Annotated in this window: 23 protein-coding genes; 6 read left to right on the top strand and 17 right to left on the bottom strand. The window is 28.7% G+C overall.

Annotated elements, in window-relative coordinates; all coding sequences use genetic code 11:
- The first annotated feature begins 135 nt into the window (after positions 1–135).
- The 4 genes from J1C67_RS11155 (at position 136) to J1C67_RS11140 (ending at position 4,304) form a co-directional block, all read left to right on the top strand.
- The gene (locus J1C67_RS11155) at positions 136–1,824 is read left to right on the top strand and encodes a glycosyltransferase (protein WP_207253500.1); all 1,689 of its coding nucleotides are present in this window, start codon (positions 136–138) and stop codon (positions 1,822–1,824) included.
- A gap of 8 nt (positions 1,825–1,832) precedes the next feature.
- Positions 1,833–2,900 (top strand): glycosyltransferase family 4 protein, encoded by a 1,068-nt coding sequence (locus J1C67_RS11150; protein WP_167866383.1) that lies wholly within the window; start codon positions 1,833–1,835, stop codon positions 2,898–2,900.
- Positions 2,901–2,925: 25 nt separating this feature from the next.
- Positions 2,926–3,585, top strand: a complete 660-nt coding sequence (locus tag J1C67_RS11145; RefSeq protein WP_167866382.1) for a glycosyltransferase family protein — start codon at positions 2,926–2,928, stop codon at positions 3,583–3,585.
- A gap of 164 nt (positions 3,586–3,749) precedes the next feature.
- Complete coding sequence (locus J1C67_RS11140) at positions 3,750–4,304, top strand: TetR/AcrR family transcriptional regulator (protein ID WP_167866381.1); 555 nt, start codon at positions 3,750–3,752, stop codon at positions 4,302–4,304.
- A gap of 67 nt (positions 4,305–4,371) precedes the next feature.
- On the opposite strand, the gene J1C67_RS11135 is transcribed toward J1C67_RS11140, so the two are convergent.
- Together J1C67_RS11135 and J1C67_RS11130 are read right to left on the bottom strand one after the other, a co-directional pair.
- The gene (locus tag J1C67_RS11135; RefSeq protein ID WP_167866380.1) at positions 4,372–6,069 is read right to left on the bottom strand and encodes an oleate hydratase; all 1,698 of its coding nucleotides are present in this window, start codon (positions 6,067–6,069) and stop codon (positions 4,372–4,374) included.
- Positions 6,070–6,228: 159 nt separating this feature from the next.
- Positions 6,229–7,056 carry a hypothetical protein gene (locus J1C67_RS11130; RefSeq protein ID WP_167866379.1) on the bottom strand — a complete coding sequence of 276 codons (828 nt, stop codon included), beginning with the start codon at positions 7,054–7,056 and terminating at the stop codon, positions 6,229–6,231.
- Between the two features lie 289 nt (positions 7,057–7,345).
- Here J1C67_RS11130 and nudC point away from each other — a divergent pair, with 289 nt between their 5' ends.
- Positions 7,346–8,167: an NAD(+) diphosphatase gene (gene nudC, locus J1C67_RS11125; protein WP_167866378.1), complete on the top strand. Its 822-nt coding sequence runs from the start codon at positions 7,346–7,348 to the stop codon at positions 8,165–8,167.
- 118 nt (positions 8,168–8,285) lie between these two features.
- Here nudC and deoD read toward each other — a convergent pair whose 3' ends face one another.
- The 3 genes from deoD to udp form a co-directional block, all read right to left on the bottom strand.
- Entirely contained in the window at positions 8,286–8,993 is a 708-nt protein-coding gene (gene deoD / locus J1C67_RS11120) for a purine-nucleoside phosphorylase (RefSeq protein WP_167866377.1), read from the bottom strand.
- Between the two features lie 80 nt (positions 8,994–9,073).
- Positions 9,074–10,264 carry a phosphopentomutase gene (locus J1C67_RS11115; RefSeq protein ID WP_167866376.1) on the bottom strand — a complete coding sequence of 397 codons (1,191 nt, stop codon included), beginning with the start codon at positions 10,262–10,264 and terminating at the stop codon, positions 9,074–9,076.
- A gap of 52 nt (positions 10,265–10,316) precedes the next feature.
- The gene (gene udp, locus J1C67_RS11110) at positions 10,317–11,099 is read right to left on the bottom strand and encodes a uridine phosphorylase (RefSeq protein WP_089964646.1); all 783 of its coding nucleotides are present in this window, start codon (positions 11,097–11,099) and stop codon (positions 10,317–10,319) included.
- 233 nt (positions 11,100–11,332) lie between these two features.
- On the opposite strand from udp, the gene J1C67_RS11105 reads away from it, so the two are divergent.
- Complete coding sequence (locus tag J1C67_RS11105) at positions 11,333–12,064, top strand: GntR family transcriptional regulator (RefSeq protein WP_167866375.1); 732 nt, start codon at positions 11,333–11,335, stop codon at positions 12,062–12,064.
- A gap of 168 nt (positions 12,065–12,232) precedes the next feature.
- On the opposite strand, the gene J1C67_RS11100 is transcribed toward J1C67_RS11105, so the two are convergent.
- The 12 genes from J1C67_RS11100 to J1C67_RS11045 form a co-directional block, all read right to left on the bottom strand.
- Entirely contained in the window at positions 12,233–13,372 is a 1,140-nt protein-coding gene (locus J1C67_RS11100; protein WP_167866374.1) for an ABC transporter permease, read from the bottom strand.
- Complete coding sequence (locus tag J1C67_RS11095) at positions 13,372–14,499, bottom strand: SagH family ABC transporter permease subunit (RefSeq protein WP_167866373.1); 1,128 nt, start codon at positions 14,497–14,499, stop codon at positions 13,372–13,374. Before J1C67_RS11095 ends, J1C67_RS11100 begins: the two co-directional genes overlap by 1 nt.
- A 12-nt stretch (positions 14,500–14,511) precedes the next feature.
- Entirely contained in the window at positions 14,512–15,447 is a 936-nt protein-coding gene (locus J1C67_RS11090) for an ABC transporter ATP-binding protein (protein WP_167866372.1), read from the bottom strand.
- A gap of 11 nt (positions 15,448–15,458) precedes the next feature.
- Complete coding sequence (locus tag J1C67_RS11085) at positions 15,459–16,193, bottom strand: SagF family protein (protein ID WP_167866371.1); 735 nt, start codon at positions 16,191–16,193, stop codon at positions 15,459–15,461.
- Positions 16,186–16,836, bottom strand: a complete 651-nt coding sequence (locus J1C67_RS11080) for a CPBP family intramembrane glutamic endopeptidase (protein WP_167866370.1) — start codon at positions 16,834–16,836, stop codon at positions 16,186–16,188. Before J1C67_RS11080 ends, J1C67_RS11085 begins: the two co-directional genes overlap by 8 nt.
- On the bottom strand, positions 16,811–18,169 hold the full coding sequence (locus J1C67_RS11075) for a YcaO-like family protein (protein ID WP_207713897.1): 1,359 nt from the start codon (positions 18,167–18,169) through the stop codon (positions 16,811–16,813). Before J1C67_RS11075 ends, J1C67_RS11080 begins: the two co-directional genes overlap by 26 nt.
- 11 nt (positions 18,170–18,180) lie before the next feature.
- Positions 18,181–19,263: a ThiF family adenylyltransferase gene (locus J1C67_RS11070; RefSeq protein ID WP_167866369.1), complete on the bottom strand. Its 1,083-nt coding sequence runs from the start codon at positions 19,261–19,263 to the stop codon at positions 18,181–18,183.
- A 2-nt stretch (positions 19,264–19,265) separates the two neighbouring features.
- On the bottom strand, positions 19,266–20,225 hold the full coding sequence (locus J1C67_RS11065) for a SagB family peptide dehydrogenase (protein ID WP_207713896.1): 960 nt from the start codon (positions 20,223–20,225) through the stop codon (positions 19,266–19,268).
- A gap of 152 nt (positions 20,226–20,377) precedes the next feature.
- On the bottom strand, positions 20,378–20,530 hold the full coding sequence (locus J1C67_RS11060; protein WP_167866368.1) for a streptolysin S family TOMM toxin: 153 nt from the start codon (positions 20,528–20,530) through the stop codon (positions 20,378–20,380).
- Between the two features lie 64 nt (positions 20,531–20,594).
- Positions 20,595–20,756 (bottom strand): streptolysin S family TOMM toxin, encoded by a 162-nt coding sequence (locus tag J1C67_RS11055; protein WP_167866367.1) that lies wholly within the window; start codon positions 20,754–20,756, stop codon positions 20,595–20,597.
- A gap of 943 nt (positions 20,757–21,699) precedes the next feature.
- Positions 21,700–23,766 carry a methyl-accepting chemotaxis protein gene (locus J1C67_RS11050; RefSeq protein WP_167866607.1) on the bottom strand — a complete coding sequence of 689 codons (2,067 nt, stop codon included), beginning with the start codon at positions 23,764–23,766 and terminating at the stop codon, positions 21,700–21,702.
- Positions 23,767–23,794: 28 nt separating this feature from the next.
- Positions 23,795–24,751, bottom strand: coding sequence for an SGNH/GDSL hydrolase family protein (locus J1C67_RS11045; protein WP_167866366.1), 957 nt, complete (start codon positions 24,749–24,751; stop codon positions 23,795–23,797).
- Between the last annotated feature and the right edge of the window lie 197 nt (positions 24,752–24,948).

The following is a 24,948-nucleotide window of genomic DNA, read 5'->3' as shown; positions in this document are numbered from 1 at the left end:
GCAGTACGAAAAGTGAAAATAAATAACAAATCAAAAATGCCACGAATATTTTGTGCAAGCGTGCTGTACAAAATATATGAGTTGTAACAAAAGAAATTGCTATGAATATTATAAGTTATTAATGGAGGTTTAATTATGAAAGGATATATAGCACCTACTATGGAAAGTCAAGAGTTTATAAAGGATTATGATTATGAGGCAAATAATGAAAGTATGAAGTTTACTAGTATTATAATACTTACCTATAATCAATTAAATTTTACTAAATTGTGCATTGAAAGCATTAGAAAATTTACTCCTTTGGAGAATTATGAAATTATTGTAGTTGATAATAATTCAACAGACGATACAGTAGAATGGTTAGAGAATCAAGAAGATCTGAAGATTATATATAATAAAGAAAATAAAGGTTTTCCAGCAGGATGTAATCAAGGAATGGTCATATCAAATGGAGATAACCTATTACTTCTAAATAACGATACTATAGTTACGCCTAACTGGCTAAATAATTTACAAATGGCATTGTATAGTAGTAATGATATAGGAGCAGTTGGATGTATTTCTAACAATTGTTCAAATTTCCAAGAAATACAGGTAAATTATACCAATATATCGGAAATGTTGGAATTTGCAACTAAAATAAATGTATCAAACCCAAGCGCTTGGGATTATAGACTTAAATTAATAGGCTACTGTTATATGATAAAAAGAGAAGTTTTAGACAAGATAGGTTTATTAGATGAAAGGTTTACTCCAGGAAATTATGAAGATGATGATCTCTCTTTAAGAATACTTAGCGAAGGCTATAAATTATTTTTGTGTAAAGATACTTTTATTCATCACTTTGGAAGTGTTTCTTTTGCAAATGAGGGCTCAATATTTTCACAGGTTCTCTTTAACAACAAAATTAAAATTCAAGAAAAGTGGGGATTTGATACTAACTACCATGAACGTGTAAAGTCTGGAATAATAGGTCTTATTGATTCAGATCTAATGGAAAGTTTTAATGTCTTAGATGTTGGATGTGGAATAGGTGGGACATTATTAGAAATAAATAATAAATATAGAAATGCTAATCTTTATGGTATAGAGACATCAGAAGCCGTAGCTAAAGTTGCTAAAGGAGTATGTAATGTAATAGTTGGAGATATTGAAAAATTAGAACTTCCTTACAAAACTAAATTCTTTGATTATATCATATTGGCTGATATGCTTGAATATGTTATAAATCCATGGGAATTAATAAAGAAAATGAAAAAATATTTAAAGAAAGATGGATATATATTAGCTAACCTTCCTAATATTATGCATATAAGTGTACTTAAAAATATTATAAATGGAAGATTTAAGTATGAAGATATAGGTATTCTAAATAAAACCCATATAAGATTCTTCACTTTAGCTGAAATAGAAGAATTATTTAACTTTGCTAGTTATGAAGCAACAAGTATAACTGCAAATGCCCTTGAACTGTCCCCTAGCGATTCCACTCTTATACACGCTCTATGTGCACTTGGAAATGAAAATTTAAGACATCAATATAGTATATATCAATATATTGTAAAAGCTAAAAACAAACTAGACCTTAATAGATATGAAAATGATGATATGGTTAATTTGAAATTTAAGTTAATGAGATTAGACAACAATATAGACCTTAATAAAAGCTTAGAATATATTTTTGATATGTACAATAAATATAAAGAAGATTTCGTAGATGATATAAATTATTTAGTAGCCAATCATATAATAAATAAAAAACAAGTAAAAGATATGGTAGTAGCTGAATTATCAAAAAGAAATATAAATATTTTGCTGGAGTGATTTTTATTATGAAAAATTTTACACTATATATGCCAAATATGGGAAATGTGCTTTTAACTAAAGATGTTGGAGTTATACCCTTTATAATGCAAAAATATCACGGATATAAAAGTGAGATATTATGCTATTCAATAAATGATGAGCTATATGATAATAAAATATATCTTGATAATTTAGAAGTTAATTTAATAAAAAACGAAGAAGATGTACTTCAAAAATTAAAAAATACTCAGGTTCTTATGATGATTGGTTTATATGATTACAATATTCAAATGATAAACGCCTATAAATCTGTAAATCCTTTAGGAAAAATCTATTTAAAATTAGATGCTAATGTATATTGGATGAGTAATTTAAATAAATCTATGAATGAAGGATTACTTAGCGCATTAATAAGATGTGATTTAATAACTGTAGAAAGCAGAAGATTAGAACATTTATTAAATTCAATATGGAATCTAAATATACAGTTCATCCCTAATGGATATTATAACTTTATAAATGATGAAATTATAAATTACGAAGATAAAACCAATACTATAATGTTTGCAGGTAGAATAGGAAGTCCTGATAAAAATAACCAACTTTTATTAGAAGCCTTTAAGAATATTGAAGATAAAATTAAGGGCTGGAACATAGAATTAGTTGGAGGGATAGAGGATAACTTCTTAATTTATCTAAAAAATTATTTTACTGAAAATCCCCATTTAAGAGAAAGAATTAAATTAACAGGAAAGCTAGAGAAAAATCAACTTAAAGAGAGATTTAAAGAGGCTAAGATATTTTGTTTAACATCAGCTTCTGAAGCTTGTGCTAATGTATTTTCAGAGTCAGTTTCTAATGGATGTTATTTAATTTCAACTGATGTTGATGGGGCTATAGATATTATTGATTACGGTAAATACGGTAGAATATTTCCTGTAAATAACAGAACTAAATTAGAAGAAGCCTTACTAGATAGCTGCTTTAATGAGGATCTATTAAAGAGCAACTGTATAAATTCTCAAATTTATTCACAGGAAAATTTAAGTTGGATTAAAATTTGTGAGAATCTAAACAGACTATTTAAAATTTAAATGCTAAGGGAGCTGAAAGAATTTAATGGATGATAAGAAGATAGCCTTTATTATAGTTGTAAATAATGAATTAGCTTTTGAGGAATGTAAGTTTTATATTAGTAATTTAATAGTTCCAAATGGTTTTAATGTAGAGGTTATTCCGATGCGAAATGCAAATGGAATTGCTTTTGCTTATAATCAATGTATGGAATCTTCAACTGCTAAATATAAGGTGTATTTACATCAAGATGTATATATACGGAATATGAATTTTATAAATGATCTTTTAAATATTTTTAATTTAGATAAAGATATAGGTCTTATAGGTATGTGTGGTGCAAAAACACTTCCAGCTAGTGGAGTATGGTGGGAAAGTTCTATTACAGTTGGAAGAGTATACGAAAGTCATACAGGGCATTTGTCTTTATTAGAATTTAATAAGATAAATTCTAATTATGAGGAAATAGAAGCAGTAGATGGATTATTAATTGCTACTCAATATGACTTGAAATGGAGAGATGATATCTTCAAAGGATGGCATTTTTATGATTTATCCCAATGTTTAGAATTTATAAATAAGGGCTATAAGGTCGTAGTTCCAAGGCAAGAAACTCCTTGGTGTGTACATGATTGTGGTTTAGTTAACACTTCAAATGGCTTTGATTTTTATAGAGATTTATTTCTTAAAACCTATAAGAGTTAACTGTATCTTCGATTAAAATTACTAAATACTAGGCAGCATTTGATACCAATTTTTATGTAAAGCATCCTTTTAAATAATTAATCAAAATGTTATAATAGTTATATATTACCTATTGTATTATTGAATAATAATTTATAGTGATATCAAAAAAGGGGATGCAAGGAATGTCACAAATGACAAAAAAAGCTTTAGCCCAATCTTTAAAAAAGCTAATGCTTACAATTCCATTATCTAAAATTACTGTAAATGATATTGTTAATGACTGTGAAGTTAATCGCCGTACATTTTATTATCACTTTCAAGATATTTATAATCTTTTGGAGTGGATTTTTAAAAATGAAATAGCTTCTGTTATGGAAGAAAAAAAAACTTATGATTCATGGCAACAAGGATTTTTAAATATCTTTTATTATTTAGCAGAAAATAAAAAGCTTGTTTTAAACACCTATAATTCTATTGGAAGAGAGCAGCTAGAAACACATTTATATAGTGGTGTTTACTATCTTGTTTTTGATGTTGTACAAGAAATATCTGTAGAAATGAATGTACCTGAAAAAGAAAAAGAATTTATTGTTAATTTCTATAAGGTTGCATTAGTTGGTTTATTACTTGAATGGATAAGATCTAATATGGTTGAAGATCCTGTTGAAATTATTGATAATCTTAATAAAATAATAAGTGGTAATACTCATAGAGCATTATTAAAATATAAATCATAAAAAAGTTATTTCTATATAAAAGTGTGAGGAAGCCTTATTTGACTTCCTCACACTTTTTTCTAGTGCCTTATATTAATCCTTCAAGAGTTGTATTTTTTAATAGCTTTTTAACTATGCCTTCTGCTGGTAGTGGCTTTCCACTATATAATGTCTTTGTAGCAGCAGCAATTACTCTAATATCATATTTAGATGGATAAACTTCAGGAACTTGTTTTTCAAGCTTAAGTAATGTGTATACTCCCATAATAGCTGAACGAATAGAGTATTCAACAGTAAACACACAATCTCCTGGAATTTCTGTAAATTGACCTAAAAATGCTAGATTAGTGCATCCTTTTGGTACAACTGATGGTCTGTCCCCTTTAACTCTAGGCATAAATTGACTAGTTACATATGGTAACATACAAGGAATTACATTTACTGTTTTTATAATTTCAGCAATATCATCCTTTGCACCTAAATGATAAAGAAGTTCTGTTACCAGTTCTTCACCAGTACAATCACACATTCTCTTCTTTACAAAATCACCAATTTTATTTGGGAATAATCCATAAGCCCATAATACTAATACATTTTTAGGTTGATTAACAAAGTGAGGTTGTCTATTACAAGTTATACTTAATAACCAACTTGAATCCTTAATTGTAATAATACCACCAGTAACAACTTTTCCAGAGTATGGATCTCTACCAGTTAAGTTTTTAAGTATATCTGCTACTTTAGAATCTGTACAGGTAATAGTGAATGATTCCCATTTGCTTTTTTCTATATCACTACAGAATACTTCTGGTCTGCCAAAGATAGCATCTTTCTTAGCGATGTTTTTCCATAGATTCCAACACCCACCCACTCCTGTATTTAATATTGGAGCCTTGTCCATAGTACCAAGAGTAGAATTTTCTGTCATAGAACCATTAGTAACAAATACTAAATCATCAACTGTTGTATTAATTATTTCTTCCTTTCCATTACTTATTAAGTGAATAGCCGCAACAGTTTTGCTTTTTTCATTTATATCAATATCTAAATCAGTTACTCTTGAATCATTTTTGAATACTACCTTCTCCTCCTTTAACCAGTTTATTAAAGGAAGTATCATAGAATCGTATTGATTATACTTTGTAAACATAATTCCCTTAAGACGACTCATTCCCGGAAGCAAATGCATAAAGCGTTCCATATAACGTTTCATTTCTACAACGCTGTGCCAATTTTCAAAGGCAAACATTGAACGCCAATAACACCACATATCTGTTTCTAAGAAAGATTTATCAAAAAATTGTTCAACAGTTGTAGCTCCTAAATCCTCTTCAGTAACAAGGAAAAGCTTAGTTAATTGTTTTATATGACTTTCATCTAAACCCAGTGAAGAGAAATCTAACTTTTCACCACAGTTTTCTATTACTCTACAAGTAGATTCATTTGGATCTGCTATATTTAATTCTCTAAATTCATCCAAAACAGTCCTACTTGGATCTTCTATAGATGGTATTTGACTATATAAATCCCAACAACATTCATAGTTTTCTTCCATTTCTCTTCCACCACGAATTATATAACCGTCCTTTGGATTGCCATACCCATCCATAGCTCCACCAATCATATTTGATTCTTCTAAAATAGTAATATTTTTACCATCCATATGTCCATCACGAATCAAATATGCAGCTGCCGCAAGTGACCCTATACCAGCACCAACTAAATATGCTTTCTTTTTTTCAATTCCTGTAGGCGCTAATGTGCTTATGTGTTGATAATTTCTCATAATATTTCACCTTCCAAAATACAATTTAGAATTTCTTCTAAAATTAGAATAACTCTAACTTTTATATAAGAAAATCATCAATAATAATCAAATGTGTAACTTTGTAATAAAATGTTAAATTTGTGCAAACTAATCTTTATATGTATTTCCCATAATATACTACCCTGTGTACCCCTTAATCTTTATATATTTATTTTTCCCAACCTTCATAATATCTGCAAAGCCTGACTTATTAATTATCCAATTATCTGGTCCATCTTCTCCATTACCAGCTACCCATTGTGATGATTCCTTTACTGATTTAATATCGTAACCAATACTTACCGTAAAGAAGTCATCAAACTCATTTGTCATATTAATGCTAGTGATTTTATAATCAAGAACGGTTTGTATAGGTTCTCTATCTAACTTATTTCTTTCTACATTCCGCCAATCAGTGCTATTTGCTTTAATATACCCTGTATAAACCTCTGTTGCGATTATTTTTTTATCAGTACTTTTGGTTTCAACAACAGGATTAGCTTTGAGTTCATTTGTTAATTCATCATTATCCCAACCATCAATAGAATAAACACTACCTACAGTATCTAATTTAGGTATAGAATATCCACCCATTATATGTCCATCAGAAATCATAATAAATACTTCAGTTTCATTCAACTTATTTCCCGGTAAATTGCTTAACCTATGATTTTTTACTAAAATTTTATAAACTTCAATATCCTCATTCATAAAATCATTAGCACTAGCTCTTTGCAAATCCCATATTTGACTATAAGGTAAGTCCTTTAATTTCCTATCTGTCAAAGTATATTTTTCAACAAATTCACTTTCATCAAAATATCCATAATTCATAAATTCAATAAAATCTCCTATTTCTTTAGTTACTTCTGTAGATACCTTTTTTTTCAACAATTCCTTAGACCTACTACAACTAACTGCCCCAATTATTAAAATACACATAACTAAACTTAATAACTTTTTCATAGATTTCTCCCATCAATTCATAAAATATTGATATTTCATCTTGCATAAGGCATATCAAATAAATAACAAGATAATATTCTTGCTATTTGTTTTACTATGCCTACAGTCTAAAATTTATTTTTTTATAAATTCACTACAATACAACATAGTAATATTTTAACTTATACGATTAACTTTGTAAACTTTTCCAATTGACAACATGCTTACCAATCTACTTATATTTCCACCTAAAAATATTAAATTATGTTATGATATTTTATATATATAATAGTAACGAGGTGATTTAAACATGCATACCCAAGAATCATATATTAATCTTTGTTTAGATATAAAAGAAGATGATAACCTATCTTTATGGTTTATTTATAAAGGTACTAAACTATTAATTAAAAAAGATAAATTAAATATTCAAGTACCTACATTGCAAGAGTGTACTTTATTGAAAGAAAACCTTGAAAATATTCTTTCCGTGGGGATTTCAAGTAACATATCATATTATTGTGCTGAAATTTCAGATTCATATATTTTGCCTAATACCTTAGAATGGGGAAGTTTAAAGGATGAAAGATGGATCGATAACAGGGATGTCTATTTTAAAGGTATAAAGTCATATCAACTATTAAGTTGGAATAACTCAAGTAAGTATTGTGGAAAATGTGGGACTCTAACAGATCTAAACTATGCTGAACAATCAAAAAAATGTCCAAATTGTGGTTTTACTCAATATCCTAGGATTTCTCCAGCTATAATAGTTGGAATAAAAAATGAAGATAAAATACTTCTCGCACATAATTCGAATTTTACTCAAGGTCTTTATAGTGTTATCGCAGGATTTGTAGAGCAAGGTGAGACATTGGAAGACACTGTTAAAAGAGAGGTTTTTGAAGAAGTAGGTATAAAGATTAAAAATGTCACCTATTTTGGAAGTAGTCCTTGGTCAACTGAAGATTCACTTATGATTGGATTTATAGCTGATTATGAAAGTGGAGAGATTAAAGTAGATAATAAGGAAATTCTAATGGCAAATTGGTATAGTAATGATTCAGGGTTACCTATTTTACCATCTAAGCTTACAATCGCTAGAGCCATTATAGATTATCTCCTTAAGTAACATTTTATTAATTTATTCTTTTCCCATAAAATAGCTTTTTAAAAAGAGTTAGGTAAATATAATACCTAACTCTTAAAAATATTATTTCTTATTTAATTTATTAACAAATAACTAACTCTTAAAGACTTATTAATGTTTCTAGAGCTACTTCCATCATACTCTTAAATGTTGTTTGACGTTCCTCTGAAGTAGTTACCTCACCTGTAACTAAATGATCACTTACTGTTAGTAAAGTTAGAGCATTTACATTATATTTAGCTGCTATAGTATATAATGCTGCTGTTTCCATTTCTACTGCAAGACATCCAAATTTAGCCCATGTCTTCCAATCTTCATTGTCATCTCCATAAAATGTGTCAGATGAAAATACTTGACCTACCTTTGGATCATATCCTTTTGCTATAGCAATATCATAAGCTTGCTTTAACAATGTGAAACTAGCTGTTGGAGCATAAGTTCTTCCTCCAAATCTTGTTAAATTAATGTTTGAATCTGTTGATGTACACATAGGAATTACTAAATCCCTAACCTTTACATCCTCAGAATAAGATCCACAAGTACCAACTCTAATTACATTTTTAACTTTATATTCTGCCATTAATTCTGTAGCATATATAGACATAGATGGTATTCCCATTCCTGTTCCTTGTACAGAAACTCTCTTACCTTTGTATGTACCTGTAAATCCAAGCATTCCTCTTACTTCGTTATAACAAACAACATCTTCTAAAAAATTATCTGCAATAAATTTTGCTCTTAATGGATCTCCCGGTAATAAAATATTTTCAGCTATTGCACCCTCTTGTGCATTAATGTGTAAACTCATAATTCATCCTCCTAAAATCTTTTTTAAATTAACATTGAAATTAATTGATAATATTAATAACTCTATAACCATAAATTTTATTAATTTAGCTTTTCTAATACTGATTCACCTATAGTATTTTCTGGCATTTTAACTCCAAAGTTTTCAACTACTGTAGCTCCAATTGCAGCAAAACTATTACATATATCTAATACTCCATTGCCTTTCATTGAAGGTGAATATGCTAAAAATGGCACATATTCTCTTGTATGATCTGATCCTTTATAAGTAGGGTCATTTCCATGATCTGCAGTAATAATTAATAGATCATCTTCTCTAAGCTTATTTAATACATTACCTAAACTAACATCAAACATTTCTAATTCTTTAGCATATCCTGCTGGATTTCTTCTATGACCCCATAATGCATCAAAATCAACTAAATTTACAAAGCATAATCCTTCAAAGTTTCTATCCATAATTTCTAATGTTTGTTCCATTCCATGTACTGAGCTCTTTGATCTATTTGATTCTGTAATTCCTTCACCATCAAAAATATCATTGATCTTTCCAACTGAAATAACTTCATAGTTATTGTCTTTTAATTCATTTAATGCAATTCTTCCATATGGTTTTAATGCATAATCATGCCTATTGCTAGTTCTTTTAAATTCGCCCTTTTTATCTCCAAGATATGGTCTTGCAATAACTCTTCCAACTTTCCATTCATCCTTTAAAGTTAACTCTCTTGCTATTTCACAGCATCTATATAATTCCTCTAACCCGAAAGTCTCTTCATGTCCACATATTTGCAGCACAGAATCTGCTGAAGTATATACAATCATGTCTCCAGTTTTCATTTGGTGCTCTGCAAGTTCATCTAGTATTTCTGTACCACTTGAACTTTTATTTCCTACTATTTTATGTCCTGTTCTCTTAGATAACTCATCTAATAATTCTTTAGGAAAACCTGTGTCAGTAAAAGTTTTAAAAGGCTTTGTAATATGTAGCCCCATCATTTCCCAATGACCTGTCATTGTATCTTTTCCTACACTTGCCTCTTTCATTTTCATTTGATATCCTAAAGGTTTTTCCTGTTTCTTTAGATGTTTTACTGGACGCAAATTTGCAATCCCCATTTTTTCAAGATTAGGAATATTAAAAGTTTCTACTGAATCTGCAATATGTCCTAATGTATCAACATTTATATCTCCATATTCCTTTGCATCCTCCATTTCTCCAATTCCTAATGAATCTATTACTATTGTAAAAATTCTTTTATATTTTTTCATATTACTTCTCCTTCTAAAAACCTATTTTTAGGTTAAATTTAATCTATCTAAATTATTTATTATTTTCCTTATCTGCTTTAATTAAGTTTCTAATACCCTCTACTGCTACTGTTATTGCACTTTCAGTATCGTGTACTTGTATATTCTCTAATCCTGCCTTTTCTCTTTCTTGGTTAGCTATAGCTAAGAATACCGCTCCTACTCTTACCTTTAAATAACTACCTACTATAAATAATGCTGCCCCTTCCATTTCTGAAGCTAAACACCCACATCTAAACCAAGCTTCCCATTTATTCATTAATTCATATGATACTGGTTTTGTTTCAGGTGAATGTTGACCGTAGAATGAATCCTTTGATTGAACAATCCCTGCATGATAAACTTTATTTAATGTTTTAGATGCTAATACTAAAGAATTTATTACATCTAAGTTAGCTACTGCTGGGAATTCAATTGGAACGTACTCTTTAGTTGTTCCTTCCATTCTAATAGCTCCTGTAGCAACTACCATATCTCCGCCTTTTACATCTAAATCCATTCCACCACAAGTTCCTACTCTAATAAATGTATCTGCTCCACATCTAACTAATTCTTCTAATGCTATGGCAGCTGACGGGCCTCCAATTCCTGTTGAAGTAACACTTACCATTTCCCCATCTAAGTATCCTGTATATGTAACATATTCTCTAGAATCTGCCACTAATTTTGCATTATCAAGATACTTTGCTATCTTTTCACATCTTTTTGGGTCCCCTGGCATAATTACATATTTTCCAACTTCCCCTTTTGCAACATTAATATGATATTGTTTTTCTACTCCTTGAGAATAAATCATTTAATACCCCTCCTAAATCTTTATTTATATCACAGGTTCTTTACTTGTCTATTTAGTTGTCTGTTTCTATATACATATATTATCACAAATTAAATATCCTGTCACCGTTTTCAAAATATATTTTTTAATTATTTATTTTATAATTTACTATATTATACTATAATGCTATTATAGTATATAAATTATACTCACACTTGTATTTAACTTGTCTATTTAACAGAAAGAGGTATATTATGATTAATATTATTGAAAAATCAAAAGAATTAAGATATGTTGCTGTATATAATAAATTGTTTAAAATGATAAATGAAGGAACCTTTGCAGGTGATTGTCGCTTACCATCTGAGCCTGATTTAGCTAAAGATTTAGGTGTTAGCAGAAGTACTTTGCGCCAGGCATTAGCTTTATTACAAGATGATGGTTTAATAAAAAACATTCATGGAAAAGGTAATTTCATTATTAAATCTCATAAAGACAAAAGTGTAGGTCTTGAAAAAATAGGTAATGTTGTTTATAAATGCTTGCAACACGATGTAGATTCTGTTGAAATTAATTTTCATATTGAGCCTCCCACTGACTATTTTACGAAGGTTTTAGGTAGGATAACAGTTGCAGCAGTTAGCATTGACAGATGGTATAAATCTAATGAAAATACCATTGCCTATACATATACAATTATACCAATCGAAACTATATCTACTTTTAACCTTGATTTAAATAATAATGATGAGATTCTTCATTTTATAGAAGATGAAATTTACAACAAATGTACTAGTACGTCTATACATATTAAGCTTTCATCTTCGGGTACATTCGCAACTAAAAAATATTCTATTTCCTCTGAATCACAATACTACTTAATTGAGGAAGCTATATATTCAGATAGTAAATATCCAATTGCTTTCAATAAGCATTATTTACCCTTATCAAATACATCAATTAATATTAATTCAATAAGAAAATAATAAAAAGTCTTTATTTCTAGTAATTACTTAATAGAAATGAAGACATTAATTTCTTTAATTAACCTTCTGAATGCACTTCTATTTTCAAATTTATCCACAACAAAAAACAACCTCCAATCTTATAATTGAAGGTTGTACTTTAATACAAAGTTCTACTTTTAATATTTTCTAAACATAGCTTCCTAATTGTTCATCTTTTTTAATATTTATAACGGATAATAAGAAAAGCCCTACCGCAAAAGCTAAAATTATAAGTATATATGGAACTACATCAGTAAATACTTTTCCTGATTGAAGGGAATCCACAGTTTTTATAACCCATGTTTGCGGAAGTATTAGTGCTACTTTCTGCATTATACTTGGCATAAGCTCTATTGGCCAAAAACATCCTGAAAGCATACATGTTGGAACTATTATAGCATTAGATATTTGTCCAACCTGTGCACTAGAACTACTAATAGATGCTATGAACATTCCAAGTGCTACTGAAACTAATGAAAATACTCCTAATGTTATAAATATCATTGCCATACTCATATGGAAATCTAATTTCAAAATCTTTGCTGCTATTAATATTACAACTATCTGAAGTATATTCATTATAAAATTAGCAATAAAATTTCCTAATATATATTTATACATTTTAAGGGGTGATGCCATGAGTCTTTTAAATACTCTATTTGACTTATCTCTAGCAATTGTTCCAGCCGATATAGTCGCCCCTGTAAGCATAAATACTAAAAGGAATGCTATACTTTGCTTTGAAACTCCAAGACTTTGTGTAATATCAGTTACCGTTTCATTTTTAATTGATAATTTTTGCTCTTTAAAATCATTATAAACTTTAAAAAACTGTTCTGAGTTACCACTACATGACTTACTTATATCTAAAAGATCAGATATATAATAGTTTATATAGTTTTCTTGCCAAACAGTTACCTCTTGTCCCTTTATAGAAACCATATCAATTTTAGATAAACTTCCATTAATTATGCTCTCTTCAAATCCCTTATCTAAGACTATTACAGAATCAACAGCTTTATTTAATATCTTTGAATCTATATAATCTTTTTCTATATAAAAGACCTTAAAATTTTCTTTATTTATAAGGTATTCAGCAAGATCCTTTGATACCGTGCTCTTATCCTCATCATAAATCCCTATCTTTATATCCTGCTGTGTTGTGGTGTTAAAATATTTACTTATAAATATACTCATTATAGGAAGAAGCATAAAAACTAGTATACTTGATTTTTTCCTAAATATTAATTTCAAAACATTTTTTGTAATATTTAATATATCTCTCATTAAACTTCCCCCCTTCTTCTAAATACCAAAGGTAAAACCATAAAGACTAACGCTACAGCTAAATTAACAAATATAGCCATTGCCACTAAAGAATAGTCTTGTCCATATATTATCTTAAATATGGATTCGTTAGTCCATTTTAAAGGAGATATATTTGATATTGAAATTAATATATTGTTTGGTCCAAATATTTCTAAAGGAATATATGCTCCACCTAAGAAATTCAATAAAATTATTATTAAATTTGAAAATACACTAATTAAGTTTGGGTTATTAAACAATCTAGAAAGCCCCATACCTAATGATATTGCCATAAGTATCTGTGTTAAAAGAATTCCTATTATAGGTAATAAATCACTTCCCCAATTTGCTCTAAACACATATTTTGTGAAAAGAAATAATATACCTACTTGAATAGTTACAATTACAAAGGCACCTATAAGCTTCCCAAAGAATAATGTCCCCCTATTTATAGGACTACATGCTATTCTTGGCATTGTTCTTCTAACTCTTTCTCCTAATATAGTCATAGCCCCTGTTAAAGTTGCGTATAGAATTATCATTGTAAGCATAGTTACTGAATAATAATCTAAAGCTGTAGGCTTCTCTAACTTATCTAAACTTCTAATTTTTATAAAATCTGGTTTAGAATCAACTTCTACAAATTGTAATCCTTGTGGATTTTCATTTGCTATACTTGAAAGTGCATTATTTTTTTCTCCATAAATCTCTAAAAGATTTGTAACTAATGCTGCATTGAAAGTTTTTATGTCATTACTATATACGATTATGTTTTCTGCATTCTCGATATCTAAATAACAATCAAATTTTCCTCTTTTTATATCATTAAGTACACTTTCTTTATCATCATTTTTTATAAAATCCATATTAAGCTCTTCTTTAGAATCATTAAAGAAATTTTCAAGTTTTTTAGTATCGTCTGTTTCTTTTTCTATAGTGTATACAATTTTAGTTTTAGGTACTGCTGTGCTACGTTCTCCAATGACGGATGATAATGCATTTCCTAATATAAATATCATAATTATAGGAAAAAAAATCATCCAAAACATTGCTTTTTTATCTCTAAGATTTTGTAATATTTCCTTTTTTATTATATTTAAAATCACTTATATCACTCCTTAATCCCTCAATTTTTTCCCAGTAAGATTAAGGAATACAGTTTCTAAATCAATACTTGTTTTTTCTATAGATTTTATAGAAACCTTTGAATCCATAATAACCATAAGTATCTTATCTAAATTATCAATACTTGTGTTAGTACTTATTTCTATAGTATTCCCCATGCAGTCAACCTTATCTACTCCATGTATTTCCTTTAACTTAGATATATCCACATTTTCTATGTTAGATACCTTTAGTATAATTTTATTAAATTCTTTAAACTGCGCCTTTAATTCTTCCTTAGTTCCTTCTGCAACAACCTTCCCATTATCAATTATGGCAATCTTAGTGCATATAGCTTCTACCTCTTCCATATAGTGACTTGTATATATTATAGTAGTACCGGTTTCATTTAATTTTTTAATTGACTCTAGAATATGATTTCTTGATTGTGGATCAATCCCTACCGTTGGCTCGTCCATTATAACTAGCTTTGGCTCATGTACAAGTGCACAAGCTATATTTAATCGCCTTTTCATACCACCTGAAAATTTTGATGGAAATTGCTTTTTCTTATCTAGTAATCCCACAAATTCTAAAGCTTTCATTGCCTTTTCTTTTAAATCTTTTCCTTTAAGACCATATATAGATCCAAAAAATATGACATTTTCTAAAGCGGTCAAATCTTCATATATAGCAATTTCTTGAGGTACTATTCCTATTTCTCTTTTTATATCATTGGAGTTCTTCTGAGCATTTTTATTTAAAATAAATATCTCACCAGAACTTTTAGATAGAAGCCCACAAATCATGTTTATAATTGTACTTTTTCCTGCTCCATTTGGCCCTAGTAAACCATAAATTTCACCTTGTTTTACTGTAAGATTTATACCATCTACAGCTTTAAAATCCCCGAATTCCTTAGACAGTTCTCTAATTTCTAATATATTCATTACTTTTCCTCCTATCTTTTAAAAACCCAAAAACTAATGGTAACAATAAATAAGCATATAGAATATAGTGCATTCCCTGTAAATCCATAAACTAAGTTTGCAGTAAACAAACTCCAAAATCCATAGGAAAACATAAGCACCTTCAGCTCTAAATCACAAACTAAAAGACTTTTTCCAAATCCATAAATAACTGATACTATAAGAGCTGAAACAACAAAATTTATATCTGTATTGAGTAAAAGTATATTATTAAATATCACACAATACAATATTACTTCAAATATTGCTATTGCACAGGGTCTTATGATCTTTGTATAAAAAGCATATTCTTCACTTTTATCTATCCATTTAACTTTTGTAATACATCCTGTTAAATCTTTTTTAAGTATAAATGATATAAATAAAATTGATGTTATAAAAAACATTTTCATACTTACGAATATCCCAAGTACAAGTGAGATTATTGCTTTTAATATATTTTGTCCATCCATAAATAACAAAGTTCTAATATCAACTTTAAAAGTTCCTATTATAACTACTAATGAAATAATAGATATAGTTATATATATTATTGCTCTCAAACTATACATATATGACTGCTTTGAAATACTTATAACTCTGTTTACACTTAAGTATGTTTGTTTTGCTTTTACACTTTTTATATTTATTCTATTTATAAGATTTAAAAGCACTGTAATCAAAACTATAAAACCTAGCACCGAAATCTTTATCCACCAATTATTCACAACGCTCACCTCTTGCTATAACAAAATAGTTTTGAACACAATGAGTAATTATAGGAATAATAATAGATCCACTTAAAAAATATATAAGCCCATATATGCATCCTGTAACTATTTTTTGAACTATTATTTTACTTCCCATAAACAAATGATTAAACCCATAAACTACAGCAGATATAGCTATAACTATATATAAATTTATACCAAAATCATTTCCTAATATATTAAACCATACACATCTAAATATTAATTCTTCAAATATAGCTATTATAAGTATAAATATCATATGATATTTATCAAGCTTTTTCCCGCTTCCCCAAAAAGATAACTTTTTTACATTTTTACCCTTAGCTTTAATCATTATGAATGCTATTAATATTTCTAATGCTATTATTAAAGGCACACAAACTATTGCTATAACATACCAATAAATATTTTCAGGCAAACTTACTTTTAAAACATTAAATTTCATTATTAATATAAAAGTGAACTCTATGATTAATAAATAAGCTAATGCCTTTGTAAAAAACACATCATCTTTTTTCATTTTCATTCCAGGAAAGTTTGAAATAATACCAATTAGTAACACAGGGCTTATAGTAAATAGTATTATAAGTATATTAAGGCATAGGGTGTGGGTATTCATTTATTATACCTCCATGCTCTTTCATTCTTGGATGATCTTTAAATGGGAATTCTGGAATACACATTTCAAGTATTTCTGGTATTAAAACTCTCATTGTATACCATCCTTTATCTCTAAGTTCTGGTGATGTCATGTCCATATAAACAGCATACTCACTTATTTCTGATACTGTTTTCAATAATTCTTTAAGTTGTGAATCAGTATCTAAATTTTCTATTGTTTTTATGTCACTTAAGTTAATTTCTCCATCTATAAATTCTTCTATAAGTTTATTTTTCTCATCAATATGTTTAGGTGCACTATAATATAATACATTTAAATCTAAATCTAAAAATTTCGAATCATTATTCATAACATGCTCTATTAAATCTCTATTATATATAGTATTGAAATATCCACTATGAGCTATTGATATTCCCTCCATAATTGAACGATAAACACCATTTTTTACATCAAAATCACCTTGAACTCCAAATAATAAATATGGCATTTTATTGTCCTTTCTTCTTAAAAACGTACCAAAAGTTGGAACTGAATTATCTGGCAATGTCATTTCAACTGGTATGATTTCATATATAGAATCATCACCTAATCCAATTTCATCAAGTGCTTTTTTTACAGTTTCGTCATCTATAATTACCCTTTTACATTTACGTTTAGTATGCCAAGTTATCATAAATGAATCTATTTGCAAATATTCAACAATTGCATTTACAAGTGCTTTTTTAAGATCAGTATGGGATGCTGTACCTGTACTAAATCCTTGTATATATTGCTTTTCTCCCTTTTCTAGATTAACTTGATACCCAACAAATAACATTATTGCAGGCACCCATATGTTTTCACCTTTATTTACAAGAGAAGGACATTGAAGCCAGCCTACAACATCATCTTCAGTAATTTTTTCCTTTGAAAAATCACTTATGTATGTTGACATTTCTTCTAACTGTTCTTTTGTAAATACATCTATATATTTTAGAGGCATAACTTTTCCTCTTTTACACATATTCTTATATGTATCATATACAATCTTATCTTCAACAAGCTTTGGTGCTACCATAGAAGAATATCTCTCTACGCTCTCTCCTGTATACTTTATTAACGCTTCTTCATAAAAGTTTCCATATCCAATTACATGATATTGTACATCTCCGCTTTGCCTCTCTAGTAATACCTTATGGTATTTAGGCATATTTCCTGTTATACTCTTTAAACTTATACTCTTATCTTGATTTATAAGAGGCATTGCAGTAGCTTTTATTATTCCTGTTTGATTGCCTGAAACCTTATTAAATGTATCTAAAACCTTATTAAAACTTGGATAAAATCTCATAATTTAAGCTCCTATCTTATGCTATCTATTATGTTATCTACTACAGTTCTAGAAGATACATTAAGCTCTTGGAATTTTGCTTTTGATACATTTCCACAGGCAGGGCAATAGGGAACTCTTAATAAATCTTGTACTTGTATTTCTAATGTTGGAACGTAAATATTTAATACTCTATTTTCAAATTTACTTGTTCCATAATTAGATAATAAAAAAGCTTCTGAAACTACTAAATTAGTAATTGTATTTAAAACTGGTATTATTCCTTTATTCATGTCTTTTGTCTCATTTGAAAATTTAAAATTCTCAAATGCATGATAAGATATATGATCCTCTAATCTAGTTAGTGTTCTTTGTTCGAAACACTCTAAACATCCTGTCTTTGGATAATTAGTGCTAAATGCTGTAATAAATGGTCCATCTATAAATGAGCATATAACTGGTATTTCTCTTTTTATAGCAACTCTATTTACATTTCTAATCATTGTAAGTTCTGGCCTCTTTAGGCATAAAACTATCCCTTCATAATCTTTTATAAGCGCTTGTATAGCATTTATATTTTCAATTATATTTATAGCATCTATATTAGTTGTTAAATCTACATCTCTTATAGCATTTATTAAAGATTCTGATGCTATGTCCATATTAAGTTCCATTTCTTCAATTAAAAGTTTTGCCATACTATTTGAAAAAGTATTATCAGATATAAATAATAATTTTCTTCCATTATTATTTACTAAGTCTTCTCTTATAAAGTATTTATAATCACCTAATAAACTCATTGTTATTTCATTGGAAAGCTTCCTTTGTTCCTCATTTATAAGCATTCCAGCTAAAGCTAATCCATTTAATATATTTAATATATTATTTTTACTTTCATCTGTTATATCCATATCATGAACACTTTCTTCTGATACTTCCATACCAAGCCTTAATTTTTTTAAGATTTCCCTTAACGAAATCTTAAATTCATCCTTTTCATTTTTCAAATCAAGAACCGCTTCATTATAATTCCAAAGACCTAATTTAAATCTTATTTCGTTTTGTCCATTATCAAAAATTCTAAGACTGTCATTTATACAATAATTTTTTTCCATAACTATTCCCCTTCTTTTCCAACTATAGTCATATGAATTACATGATTTGTTACACCATCTAATTTAAGTTTTTTTTCTAAATATTGTTTTTCATATCCACCAATATCACAACTTCCATATCCAAGTGCTGTTGCTGTTAGCTGTACATTTTGTGCTATTTCTCCCGATTCAATAAAAGCAAATGCTGCTCCTGCATCACCATATTTTCTACTATTAATATACATGTTGTACACATATATAAAAAATACGTTCACATTATTTGCAGTTATATTTGAAAATTCAGCAAAATCATACTGATTTATATTTTCATCATTTAAATTGATTGGCTTTATACCATGTGCATAAGGGTAGTATAAATAAAATCCATCTTCTATATCTTGAACATTTTTTAAATATACATATAGATTAATAGGATATAATCCCCCTGCTGATGGGTTATTTCTAAGCTTTATGTTATCATTACCTGCTATAGCATCCTTAAGTTCTATCTCTCCTGATATTCCCTGTCCATAGTAAAGTAAGTTTGCTAAATCCTGCATAGATAATTTATTTTCTGTATAATTTCTAACACTTCTTCTTAGCTCAATGCTTGCACCTAGTGGCGCCTTTATACCTTTAGCTTTTGGAAGTTTTATTACATCTGTTATCTCTTCTTCTAAATTCTTATTAGCTGCAGTCATAGCTGCATTTTGCTGAAAAAAACTTGAAAGACCTGCTCTAAATCCCAAATTGTTGTTGTTTGTTCTATAATTTAAAAGATATTCTTCCGAATTAAATCTATTTTCCTTTGAATAAAGACTTCCCTTTAAAACTGAATCTGGAGTCTTTAAAACTGTAGTATCTGCATATGTACTCATACTGCAGTATTGAGTATTAAATGATATTATTTTCATTTCATAAGGGTACTTATTAACTGGTTTTTTATTCTCTTTTTCTTTGTTTTTATTTTTTCTTTTAAGCATAATTCACCTCTTTTTATCAAAACGTATTATTACCTTATTAACAATTAATTGTTTATATAGTTTTAAGGCCCGCAAGGTATTTATAATCAAATAACTAGTTTATAAACAACCTTCACGGACCTCTTAACTATATAATTGCTTGTCCAATTATATTACTTTGCTGGTGTCATTCCTGATGTAGCAGTTCCATTTACACTAATTGCTACACAACAACAACAGCTACAACAGCAGCATGCTCCTGGTGCTACAGAAACCTCTTCCATATTGTTACAAGTGTTTTGTACATTTTTATTGAATTCTAACATAATGTCATCTCCCTTTTATAAAATATTAATTATAATTACTAAGACCATAATGCTTGTCCACTTATTATTTTGCAGGAGTTAAACTAGCTGATGTTGAAGCAGTTCCGTTATTTACACCGATTGCTACACAACAGCAACAGCTACAGCAGCAACATGCTCCTGGTGCTACAGAAACTTCTTCCATGTTGTTACAAGTATTTTGAATGTTTTGGTTGAATTCTAACATATTCTTGTCCCCCTTTTTTTAATATCATAATGATATCTTATAAAATCCAAAATATTATTTTTAGATTTTTATGACTTTATTATACATTATTTTCTTTTTAGTGTAAATATTTTTATGGATTTTTTTAATATTTTTGTTAATTAAATAATATTTATCATTAACTTTACAAATATTCCATTTTGATTTGAGTTTTGAAAAAGTGTTAAGCTTCACCTTCAAAATACAATTCTATTTTATATAGTAAACCTTAACAATACCTTAACAAAAATATGAATGGGTCACCTTTTATTGCATTCTTCAGTGACTCCATTATATCTTTACCATTCTGATTATAGATTGAAGTAGAGTTGATACAATCGAAGAAATAGATATAGATGAATACTGTGATCATGATGTTAAAACAATCATTGATAGATTTCAAAAAATTATAACTACTTCTTTAGAAACTGCACTAGAGGTAATGGGGTAACATGTACTTATAAGCTGAGATCCTTTCAGAAGATATGCCACAAGGGATAAAAGGCATATTGCAGAGCCCATAGTGAATGAGATTAAGAAGAGGGTATCACTTCTAATAGAGATTGGACTAGATTATCTTGTACTTGGCAGGCCAGCGGATACTATATATCAGGGGCGAAGCTCAGAGAAGAATGAATAGCGAAAGCATTAAAGCAAATAGAAGATAGGAAATATGAAACAGAGTTATTAGAAAAAGGTCAGTATAGCTTGTGACAGAGATGGAAATTCAAAAGTTATTAGTAAATATAAATTGTTAACACAAATTATTATTCTATTTCCCCAGTAGATTTAGTCCTAAGTAAACAAAATAAAAAATCAGTAGCAGAACTTAGTAATTGTCCTCTGTCAACTAAGTTGCGAAGCAATTTTTGTTCTGCTACTGATATTATATAAGCGTAAACTGCAATTTATTATAAAATGTAGATTATATTTTAAATCTATTTACTTCTTGTTCTAATTTATCAGTACTTTCTTTTGATTTTAAAACTTCCTGCATAACATCTGTTGATTTGTAGGTTGCTTTGGAAACTCTATCTGCTATAGTTGTAGTTCCACAAGCTCCATCGTTAGCGGCCATGGCCACGTTATTTATAGCTCCTAAAACTTCTTGAACTGAAGCAAAAAGTTCCTCCGAAGTAGCACTAAATTCTGTTACTAGTTCATCTATAAACTTAGCATCTTCGTTATATTTTTCTGAAACATCTAACATAACCTGATAATCATTAGCAACATCTGTAGATACAAATGTTAATAAATTATTAGAATTAGTAGAAAGATTATTTACTGAAGATATAACGTTTGTTGTTACAGCTTGTATTTTTAGCACTGTATCTTTTGATTGTTCTGCAAGCTTTCTTATTTCATCAGCAACAACGGAGAACCCTCTTCCAGATTCACCAGCTCTTGCAGCTTCAATAGCAGCATTTAATGCAAGTAAATTAGTTTTTTCGCTTATATCCATGATAGATTTAGATAAAATATTAATTTCGCTAACTACCTTTGAATCTGCTATCGCTTGCTCAAGTTGTGTTTTTGTATGAAGAAGTATGTTAGCAGCTTTATTTTGAGAAATATTGGCATTTTCTTTAATGGCAGTTGCTCTTTTACTAATTTCATTAGCAGCAATAGCACCTTTTTCTGATCCTTGCGTTATGGAATGAATGTGTATTTCCATTTCTTGTGAAGTTGCTGACATTTGTTCAGACGCGGCTGAGGTTTCTTCCATGCTTGCCGCTAATTCTTCTGTAGTTACAGATATTTCTTGTAAGTCACTATTTAATATCTGAACATTGTCTACAATATTATTCACTTTCTGTTCCATAGCGGAGGATTCTGCTTTAATACTATTCACTAAATTCACTAATGAACTTTTCATATTATTAATACCATTGGTAATGGACCCTATTTCATCTTTTCTTGACAATAATTCATAATCAAGTTCTTGGGAGAAATCGCCCTTTGCAAGTATTTCTAAATATTCAGAAGATTTAATTATTGGATTAGTAATTCGCTTTGTGCTAATATTAATTAAAATAAATGTTGGAATTAACATAAATATTGAAATAACAAAGACTATAAAAGATATTTTTTTAGCACTTGCTATTAATTCATCTTCTGACATAAAAGATGCTAAAACCCAGTCAGTACCCTTTATTTCATATGTATTACCAATATATTTTTCTTGATTAATATTTACATCGAAAGACTTTAAATCTTTTGACAATACTTTTTCTACTCCTGGTATATTAATTTCTTCTATATTTTTAAAATTATTATCAGCATTATTTCCATCTGCCATAATCATTCCTGTATTATGTACAAGCATATAAAAACCTGTTTTACCTATTTTCATTTTACTTAACATGTCACTAATAACAGATTGTTCAACATCAATTCCTATTGTACCTAATATATTTCCATTGGAATCAGTTAATGAACGTACATTACTTATAACCATTGAACCAGTATCGGCTTTGTATGGAGCTGTTCTTATTATTTCCCCATCTCCTTTTACACCTTTTTGATACCAATCCCTAGACGTTGGATCATATTTTTTTGATATATTAGTTTCTGGCCAATTTAGATAACCACCATCTTTAGCAGCCAAATAAACAAACATGGTACCGGGATGTGAATTTGCATATTGATCAAATATATTATAAATGTCACGTTCCATTGGTCCGTTCTTAGATGGTGTCATTTTAGTATCTTCCGTAGCATTGACATAACTAGTTATATTATCCTTGTTCGCTTGAACTATCAATGGATTAGTGGCTAGCATATCTATATTTTTATCAATTTGATCATAGAAAATATTGATAGAATTCTCAGCCAATTGCATCTGTTCTTGAGAATTATTAAGATAATCTTTTCTAGCTTGCGTATTAGCTTGATAGCTAACGATAATACCAACAGTTGCTAGTGCTAATATTATAATAAGTATAGTAATAACTAAAAATTGAGTTTTAATACTTTTAAATTTCTTAAGCAGAATAATTACCTCCTTGTATTATGTTTCTTTATTTAAACATTTTCACCTTATCATACATTTTTTCTCCTAATATTTTATGGACAGTAGCAGTATAATGCCATTCATCCCAAAAATAATATTGTTCTGGATTAACACTTGCTGGTTTAACTTTTGGATAAGTACTTTGACACTCTTTATCTAGTTCAACTAATCCATATTTGCTTGGATTTTTCATTATATTGTCACTAATTGTAGGGAGATCAAACATCATTATCTTAATATTTGAGTTTTTTTGTAATTCTTTTATGGATTCAGGAAGTTTTTTATTCACATGTTTTACAAAATCTTCAGCAGATTTTGTTCTATTGGTAGTAATTTCATAAGGTACAAGTGATAAATCACTGCTATTTACTACAAAAAACTTTTCTGCTCCAAGTGTGACTAATCTTTTAATAGCAGTATTTATATTATCAACAGCTGTATCTGCCACATTTTCAACTGTACCTGGTAAGGAATAATCCATGAATAAAAAATAATCATTGGCAGAAGCGAAAATAAAATACAATGCATCAGGATCAGCCTTACCTTCCTTTAAACTCTTTTCGAATTTTTCAATTTGTCCGAGCACCCCTGTATTGCCTAAGTGATCCATCCACTCAGAATAGTTTTTTTCTCCAGTAGTTGCACCACCTGTGGCATAGTTAACTAATGGTACATCTAAATTTTCTGCTAATACTTCAACAGCTGTAGGACCATTTGAATATCTACCTTTCCAATACAATTCATCAGAAGGTTTTAAATATGCATCATCAGGTCTATTAGTGCTTGCCATAATTTGTGCAGTGATTTTTTTTGCTTGTCCATTGTCAGAATAACTGTCTCCAAATGCAAATACCTGAGTAAACTTTTCACTAACTTTTTCTTTGTTTAATAGATATATAATTCCACTAAAAATTAAAATACATGTTAAAAAAATTGTAACCATAAATTTGGAATTTTTTTTCATTACTCTTCACTTCCTTTATCAAATAGTTGTTAATATTCTATAAGCCATATAACAAAACCTTTTATCATTATTATTAATTATAAAGGGTATATACTTAATATCTCACCTCCTGAATTTTATACTGATATAGGTCATTATACGCAATTATTATGTCATATTTCGGGTTATTTTGCAATGTTTTTATAAATTACCATATA

Origin of the sequence: Clostridium gasigenes, from assembly GCF_017348895.1 — a bacterium.
GTDB classification, from domain to species: Bacteria; Bacillota; Clostridia; order Clostridiales; family Clostridiaceae; genus Clostridium; species Clostridium gasigenes.
The sequence above is the reverse complement of the archived record's forward strand: the minus strand, read 5'-3'. Positions and strand labels throughout refer to the sequence as shown.